The sequence below is a fragment of the Rhizobacter sp. P2_H3 genome (assembly GCF_056403355.1).
This window is the reverse complement of sequence record NZ_JBFUFQ010000248.1, coordinates 1-8,073: the sequence shown is the minus strand read 5'-3', so window position 1 is coordinate 8,073 and position 8,073 is coordinate 1. Positions and strand designations below refer to the sequence as shown.

General features: G+C 69.5%; 7 protein-coding genes. All 7 read right to left on the bottom strand.

What is annotated here, in order from left to right; all coding sequences use genetic code 11:
- Positions 1-78: 78 nt before the first annotated feature.
- Positions 79-1,251, bottom strand: a complete 1,173-nt coding sequence (locus tag AC1D1T_RS27550) for a glycosyltransferase family 2 protein (RefSeq protein WP_477825150.1) — start codon at positions 1,249-1,251, stop codon at positions 79-81.
- On the bottom strand, positions 1,248-2,399 hold the full coding sequence (locus AC1D1T_RS27545) for a glycosyltransferase (RefSeq protein ID WP_477825149.1): 1,152 nt from the start codon (positions 2,397-2,399) through the stop codon (positions 1,248-1,250). The genes AC1D1T_RS27550 and AC1D1T_RS27545 overlap by 4 nt, the downstream gene beginning before the upstream one ends.
- On the bottom strand, positions 2,396-3,007 hold the full coding sequence (locus AC1D1T_RS27540) for a polysaccharide deacetylase family protein (RefSeq protein WP_477825148.1): 612 nt from the start codon (positions 3,005-3,007) through the stop codon (positions 2,396-2,398). The genes AC1D1T_RS27545 and AC1D1T_RS27540 overlap by 4 nt, the downstream gene beginning before the upstream one ends.
- Complete coding sequence (locus tag AC1D1T_RS27535; protein ID WP_477825147.1) at positions 3,004-4,086, bottom strand: glycosyltransferase; 1,083 nt, start codon at positions 4,084-4,086, stop codon at positions 3,004-3,006. Before AC1D1T_RS27535 ends, AC1D1T_RS27540 begins: the two co-directional genes overlap by 4 nt.
- Before the next feature lie 170 nt (positions 4,087-4,256).
- Positions 4,257-5,408 (bottom strand): hypothetical protein, encoded by a 1,152-nt coding sequence (locus AC1D1T_RS27530; protein ID WP_477825146.1) that lies wholly within the window; start codon positions 5,406-5,408, stop codon positions 4,257-4,259.
- Positions 5,405-6,562, bottom strand: a complete 1,158-nt coding sequence (locus AC1D1T_RS27525) for a glycosyltransferase family 2 protein (protein ID WP_477992869.1) — start codon at positions 6,560-6,562, stop codon at positions 5,405-5,407. The genes AC1D1T_RS27530 and AC1D1T_RS27525 overlap by 4 nt, the downstream gene beginning before the upstream one ends.
- Before the next feature lie 22 nt (positions 6,563-6,584).
- A partial coding sequence (locus tag AC1D1T_RS27520) for a phosphotransferase family protein (protein ID WP_477992868.1) occupies positions 6,585-8,073 on the bottom strand: 1,489 nt, incomplete at its 5' end.

Below are 8,073 nucleotides of genomic sequence, written 5' to 3'. Positions count from 1 at the left end.
GGGCGCCGACCGCACCAGCATGAGCCCCCAGCCCATTCCCTCACCCGCCGCGACGCGCTAACACCGGCAAGCGAAAAATCAACGCCAGCGCTTTACGCCACTCAAGCTCGACAGATAGATCCAGGTCCGCCAGGCAATGAACGCCGGCGCCCACAGGATGTCGAGAAAGGTCTTCACCGGCACGCCGCTCAGCAGGTTGCCGGCGATGAAGTACAGCAGGTAGGCCGGCAGCAGCGCGAAGGCCAGCACGAACTGCCACGACGCCAGCCCGCAGACAGCAGCCGCCACGACGATCGCGACGAACAGCAGGCTCAGCTGCACCGCATGCGAAGGCAGCAGGAAGTCGATCAGCAGGTTCAGCGCCGCACCATCGCCGCTCGCACGGAAGCGTGCCCACAGCGCTCGCACGCTGCGCCCGACGATGGCCGATCGACCACCCGCCCAGCGCCTGCGCTGCGCAGCCGCTTCCTTCGCCGTCTCCGGGATCACGCTCGACGCGCGTGCATGCTCCAGCCAGTGCACCCGCTGGCCGCTGCACACCAGCTTCACCAGCATCTCCTGGTCCTCGACCATCGTGTCCGAATGCCAGGGCATGCGCTGCAGCACGTCGCGCCGGAACACCATGCCGTGGCCGCGCAGGTTGCAGCTCCAGCCGGTCTGGCTGCGCGCCAGTTCCTCCAGCCGGTTCTCCACCACCGCGTTCATGTAGTTCAGCCGCGAGAACAGCGTCGCCTGCCAGTTGTGCACGCCGACCCGGCCCTGCAGCACCGGATGGCCTTCGTGCAGCCCGGCCGCCGCCTGCTGGAAGAACTGCGTGTCGACGACATTGTCCGCATCGAAGAAGGCCACCGCATCGAGCGCATCACCATGCTTCGCCTCGAGCGTCGTGATGCCCTCGGCCAGGCTCGCGGTCTTGCCGCGCGCACCGCTCTGGCGGTCCAGGCAGTCGAAGCCGGCGGCACGGATCTCGGCCACCGTCGCATCGCTGCAGTGGTCGGCCATGAACAGGATCGCCAACTGCTCGCGCGGGTAGTCCACCCGCGCCAGCGAGGCGAACAGCGGCCCGAGCACGCCTTCCTCGTTGTGCGCCGGCACCAGCACGCCGAAGCGCTTGTCGCGCCGCGGCGCGAGCGGCGCCGGCGCGCGCACGCCCCACAGCCCGCGCACTGCCTGGTACAGGAAGATTGCCGCCACCACCAGCACCAGCGCGCTCGCGGCCAGCGCCGCGACAACCCACAGCGCGTGCATCATGCGGCGCTCCCTGCGGCCGGCGCCGGCGTGCCGGGCCGCGCGAGCCCGTCCTCGTAGATCGCCACCATGCGCTTCATCCGCGCATCGAACAGGAAGCCGTCGCGCACCTTCGTGACCGCCGCCGTGCCCATCGCCGCGCGCCGCACCGGGTCGCCGAGCAGCGCTGCCAGCGACTCGGTGAAACGCGCCAGGTCACCCGGCGGCACCAATAGCCCGTCGACGCCGTCGCTGATCACCTCGGGGATGCCGCCCACCGCCATCGCGACGCCGGGCACGCCGTGCAGCATCGCCTCCAGCAGCACGTTCGGCAGGCCTTCGCGCAGCGAGGCCATCGCCAGCAGGTCGAGTGCCGGGTAGATCGCCGGCAGGTCGTTGCGGTGGCCGAGCAACCGCACCGTGTCGCCCAGCTTCAGCTGCGCCACCTGGGCCTCGATGTCCGCGCGCTGCACGCCTTCGCCGGCGATCAGGAAGCGCGCCTTCGGAAAACGCGGCGCGAGCTGCGCGGCCGCATCGACGAACAGCCGGTGTCCCTTCTCGATGCCCAGCCGCCCGATGATCGCGACGACCTGCGCGTCGTCGTCCAGCCCGAGCGCCGCGCGCGCATCACTGCGTGCTTGTGCGCCCTGCGCCTGGTACGAACTCCGGATCGCGTTGTGCACGACGGTGATCTTGCGATCCGGCACGCCGGCCGCGACGGCGAGCTGCCGGTAGCTCTGCGACACGCAGACCACGCGATCGAAGAAGCGCCACAGGAAGGCCTGCAGCCGCTCGTACAGCCGCACTTTCGCGTTCTCCGAGGTCCAGCCGTGGGCGGTCGTGAGGGCCGTCACCTTGGCGCGGCGTGCGGCCAGCAGCGTGTACAGGTCGGCCTTGTAGCCGTGGCTGTGCGCCACGGTGCCGGGCTGCGCGGCGAGCTGCGCGGCGAGCGTGCGGATGGCGCCCAGGTCGAGCTTGCCGGCCGAAGGAATGCACTCGTAGTCGATGCCGGCCTCGCGCACCTTGCGCGAGATCGGCGTGTCGTCGGTGTTCCAGAGGTTGATGATGCGGGCGTGCCAATCGCTGCCGCGCAGTGCGAGGCATTCGTTGATCACGGTCTTCTCGGGGCCGAACACGTCGTCGGCACTGATGATGTGGATGAGGGTCTTCACACGGTCTCCAGGACGCCGAAGCGCAGGCCGGCTGCGCGGGCGTTGTCCAGCAAGCGCGGCAGGGCCTGCGCGGTCACCGGGGTGTCGTCATGGAACAGCAGGATGTCGCCGTCCGTCAGGGCTTGCGGCGTGACGCGCGCTTCGAGTTCGGACGCCTGCTGCACGAACGAGTCGCGGGTCTCGAACGACCACATCACGATCTTCACGCGGTTCAGCAGGCACCAGACGATGCGCAGCACCGACAGCTCGCCGTACGCCGGCCGGTAGCTGCGCAGCCGCACGCCGAAGCGCGCAGCCACCTCACGCATGCGGCGCAGGTCGTCGAGCTGCTCGCGCCAGCTCATGTCGCTGCAGTGCCGGTGGGTGAAGCCGTGCAGCGCGATCGCATGGCCGCGCTCGCGCACCTCGGCCACCAGCGCCGGGTGGCGTTCCATCTCCTGCCCGATCATGAAGAAGGTGGCCTTCACGCCGCCGCGCTCCAGCGCATCGAGCACCTGCGGCGTGACCACCGGGTGCGGGCCGTCGTCGAAGCTCAGGTACAGGCCCGGCGCATCGCCGCGGTAGCGCAGCACCGGGCTCAGCAGCTTGCGCAGCAGCGCCTTGATCACTGCAGGCCTCCGGCATAGATCTGCAGGTAGCGCTGGGCGGCGCTCTCCAGCGAGAAGGCCTCGCGCTGGCGCTGGGTGGCGGCGCGGCCGAGCGTGGCGCGGCGGCTCGCATCCTGCAGCAGCGTCAGCATCGCCTCGGCGAACGCGGCCTCGTCGCCGTCGGGCACCAGCAGGCCGCTCTCGCCTTGCAGCACGGTCTCGGGAATGCCGCCGACCTGCGTGCCGATGACCGGCAGCCCGGCGCGCATCGCCTCGAGGATCGCGATCGACACGCCTTCGTAGTGCGACGACATCAGGAACACATCGGCGGCCGCGAGCAGCTCGGCCACGTCGTTGCGGAAGCCGAGGAACTCGACGCGAGACGCCACGCCGAGCGAGGCGGCCAGCGCCTCGAGGGCCGGGCGGTCGGGCCCGTCGCCAACCAACTGCAGCCGCGCATCGGGCCGCGAAGCTGCGACACGCGCGAACGCGCGAACCATCATCGCGTGGTTCTTCACCGCCGCCATGCGCCCGACGGTGATGAAGGTGGTGCCGCGGCGTTCGCCCTGCAGCGACACGCGTTCGTCGATGCCGTTGTGCACCGTCTCGACGCGGCGCGCGTCGATGCCGATGTTCTCGACGACGTAGCTCTGGATCGAATGCGAGACGGTGACGATGCGCTGGTGCCAGCGCGCCGCGAAACGCTCCAGTCGGTGGCGCAGCGCGAGCTTCAGGCGCGGGATGAGGCGGCGGCCGTAGTCCTGGTAGTTGCCGTGCACCGTGTGGACCAGCGGCACGCCGGCAAGCCGGGCGGCGAGCGCCGATTCGAGGTACACGCCCCACAAGTGCGAATGCATCACGTCGAAGCCCTGTTCGCGCACCAGCCGTGCAAGGCGCCACGGCACGGTCAGGTCGTTGCCCTCGCCCTTGCCGAGCGAGAACACCTGCACGCCGTCGCCCAGGCGCTGGGCCAGTTCGCCGCTGTGCTTGACGCAGCAGACGGCGGGCTGGCAGCGGCCCTTGGTGGCGGCGACGAGGTCGACGACGACCTTCTCGGCGCCGCCGAAGTCCAGGGTCTCGATAACGTGCAAGACCTTCATGGTCCGCTGGCCGCCAGCATCCGTTCGCCCTGAGCTTGTCGAAGGGTCGGACTGAGCCTGTCGAAGGCCGGTTGACGCTGCACCGGCTCCTGTGCCGCGCTGCGGCGACAACCCTTCGACACGGGCCCTCGACAAGCTCGGTCCCTGCTCTGGGCGAACGGTTGATCGGCTCATGCTGCCACCTCTTCCCGCAGAGAAGACGACTTCACCGGCTCGTTCTTGCACAGGCGTTCGATCTGTTGATACATCTCCCAGGCTGTCACGTAGTGCAGCGAGAACCCGGGTCGGTCGCGGAAGCGCTTCGCCAGTTCGGTCCACATGCGCTGCATGCCGCCGTCGAGCAGCGCGCCTGCGGTGCGTTCCTCGGCACCGTGCGTATGAACCTTGATGAACAGGTGGTTCTCCACGCCCTCGATGCCGATGGCCGCCTGCTCCCACAGCGCGACGCGCGCCGCCGTCGGCAAGGCATCGGCCGAGATCTCGCTCGATTCGATGCGCGGCATGATGCCGGCCTTGCGGTCGCTCCAGTTCAGCGCCAGCGGGCCCTGCACCATCAGCAGCTCCTTGTCCTGCAGCCACTCGCCCACGCGCGCGTCGCGGCCGTGGTCGTGCGATTTGCAGCAGCCCGCTTCGCCATGCGCGAAATAGATCGAATTGATCTTGCTCGTCTGCGTGTCGCTCGGCGCCGACGGCAGCGTCATGTCCATGCGGCATCCGGTCTCGTGCAGCACGTCGAGCTCGTTGTTCACGCCGCACCAGCGGCCGTCCGGGCGCGAGTTGTCCAGCGCCCAGTTGCCATGGATGAAGGCATACAGCACCTGGCCCGTCACCGGATCCTTGCGCAGCAGGCCATGCCGCTCGTTCAGCAGCCTGGTGAAACCCGTCAGCGTCCTGCGCAGGTTCTCGGCCGTGTCGTTGTCGTGGTGCAGGTGCACCTCCACGTCGCCGAAACCGCGTTTGCACAGGTCGGCCAGCTGGTCGAGGATCACCTCGTCGTACTCCTCCTCGGGGTAGAAGAACGAATGCTGCGGATGCCGGCCGTTGCTGTCGGTGTGCTCCGACGCGATCTTCGGGTAGCGGTCCATCCAGCGGTCGACGCGTGCGCGTGCGGTGGCCAGATCCGGCTTGTGCCAGAACGGCTCGTAGTGGTCGGCGAAGCAGAAGTGCACATGCGTGTGCGGCGCACTGCGCCCACGCAGCCGGCGCGGCCACTGCTTCAGGTAGCTGGCGATCCACAGATCCATGTGGCGCGAACGCAACAGGCGCCAGAACACGCCGGCACCGGCGGCAACGAGGATGAGAAGGATGATGGCGACGATCATCGCTGTGCCTTTCGCCAGCTCGTGCCCTGCTTGCCGGTCACGAAACGCACGAAGCCCAGCAGCGCCGCCAGGTTCATCGTGCAGAAGTAGAACGGCACGTACAGCGCCGTCGGCAGCGGCCCGCGGCGCAGCCGCAGCCAGCCGGCCCACGCGGTGCCGTAGAACAGCAGCTGCAAGGCCACCAGCACCTGGTACGCGACGACGMCATTCGCCGCCAGCCACAGCGAGCCGATGGCGATCGCCACCAGGAACAGCGGCACCAGGTAGCGCAGCACCTTGTGCGACAGGTACGCGAGCGCGAACCACGACAGCGGCGGCAGCAGCCGGCGCCATTGCTGCGCGATGGTCTGGAAGCCGCCCGCCACCATGCGCACCTTCACGAAGAAGTCGTCCTCGATGCGGATCGATGCGTACTCGGTCGAGCGCGCCGCCGGCTCGTACAGGATGCGCTTGCGCTGGTCGACGATGTCGAAGGTGATCTGCGCGTCGTCGTTGATGATGTGCTCGGCGATCGGCCGCCACAGCCCGCGGCGCATCGCGAAGATCTCGCCGTCGGCATTGGTGATCGAGCCGATCCGCCCCTCGGCCAGCTTGATCGCCGATTCATAGCGCCAGTACAGGCCGTCGCCGACGCTGCTCTCGCGGTCGCCGGCCTCGCGGATCTGCTTGACGCCGCACACGCCGCCCACCGCCGGGTCGGCGAAGTGCCGCACCAGCGCCTTCAGCGCATCACGGTTGAAATCATTGTTGGCGTCGGAGAACACCACGATCTCGCCGGTGGCGGCCGCGACGCCGCGGTTCAGCGCCGCCGTCTTGCCGCGCCGCGGCGCCTGGTGCATCGAGACCGCGCCGCGATCGGCGTAGCGCGAGACGATCTGCGGCGTGCTGTCGCTCGAACCGTCCGACACGACGATCAGCTCGATCGGGTGCGGGTAGTCGAGCTCCAGCGAGTTGAGGATCTTGCCCTCGATCACGCGCTCCTCGTTGTACGCGGCGATCAGCAGCGTGACGCGCGGCCATTGTGTACCGCCCTCGGCCGGATACTCGGCCGCAGCGCCACGCCCGCGCCAGCGCGCGATCAGCAGCACCAGCGCCGGGTACACCGCGTAGTGATAGAGCACCGCAGCGATGCTCAGCAGGACGATCAGTTTCATCACGAAGCCATTCTCGAATTCTTCAACCCAGCGGCCGCACCGCCGCACGCTGCGCCGGCGCGGGCGGCAGCACGCTGGCCAGCGCCGGCGGCGCCGGCGAGCGCACCAGCAGCTCGATGCAGCTCTCGATCAACGCGTTCAGCTCGGCACTGGCCTGTGCCGACCAGGCGCCGTGCCAGCGGCAGCCGATGTGGTGCACGACGACCAGCGCCCGCAGCACCGGCACCAGTCGCTCCGGCAGCCGCGTCGCCCGCCAGTACTCGGCCTCGACGGCCAGCTCGTTCGGGCTCACGCGGCCGGTCAGCAGCGCGTGCGCCGCCTGCAGCCAGCTTTCGCCGGCCAGCATGCGGTTGTACGTCAACAGGTAGGCCATGTCGATGTAGGGCAGGCCGCACAGCATCGCATGCTCCCAGTCGATCACGCCGGTGATCTCGCAGGTCTGCGGGTCATACATCACGTTCTCGATCTTGAAGTCGCCGTGGCTGCAGACGTCCAGCCACACGTGGCCGAGCACGTGCTCGCGCATGTGCTGCCCGAGCCGCTGCAGCGCCGGCGCGGCGTGCGGGTTGCGCAGCGCCGCCGATTCGAAGATCGGCTGCAGGCTGGTCTCCCAGGCCTCGTCGTCCATCACGCGCTTCACGCAGGTCACCTCGTGCAGCGCCAGCAGGAAGCGCTGCGCGGTGCGCGTCACGCGGTCCAGCCCCGGCACCGGCGCATCGGCGGTCACGCCGCGCATGTGCTGCAGCACGAAGCAGTCGTTGCCGTCGAGCTTGAAGCGGTCGAGCACGCGTGGCAGCAGAACGCCCAGGTGGGCCGGCAGCATCGCATGCAGGCGGCGCAGGCTCTCGGCCTCCTGCATGCGGCGCGACACCGCGAGCGGGTCGCGCGTGACGACGACGACGCGCGAGGTCTCGCGATCGGAATCCGGCTGGAAGGTCGCGATCACCTTGCCGCTCAGCAGCACCAGGTACTGCACCCAGTGGAACTGGCTGCCGCCGGCCTGCAGCGTCAGCGCGACCGCGTCGATCAGGCCGGGCTGCGCATCGCCGATCCAGCCGACCGCCGCCAGCGCCGGCGCGAACCAGCGCGCTGCGCGCGGGCCCCACAGCCACTGCTTGATGCGCTCGCGCGTGAGGCCCTGGTTCTTGGTCGGCAGGTAGCCGGTGGGCGCGATGGCCTCGCTCATGCCGGCGTATTCGTTGAGCAGCAGCGGATGCACGCGCGGCGAACGCACGCCGAGCCGGCGCAGCTGCGACGCCAGCGTGAACCACGGCGAGGCGCTCGATGCATGCAGCCGGCGCGCGAACCGGGCGCGGCTCAGCCCGAAGCGGTTCGGCGTGGCCACCAGCACGAAGGCGCCGTCGCGCAGCAGCGGGCGCGCGTGGGCGAGCAGCCGGCCCAGGCCGCCGCGCACCTTGGCCAGCGCGCGGCCGCTCAGGTCGCTGACGATCAGGCCGTCGAAGGTGACGGCCTCGGCCCGGTGCAGGTCCTCGAGCGCGATCACTTCGACG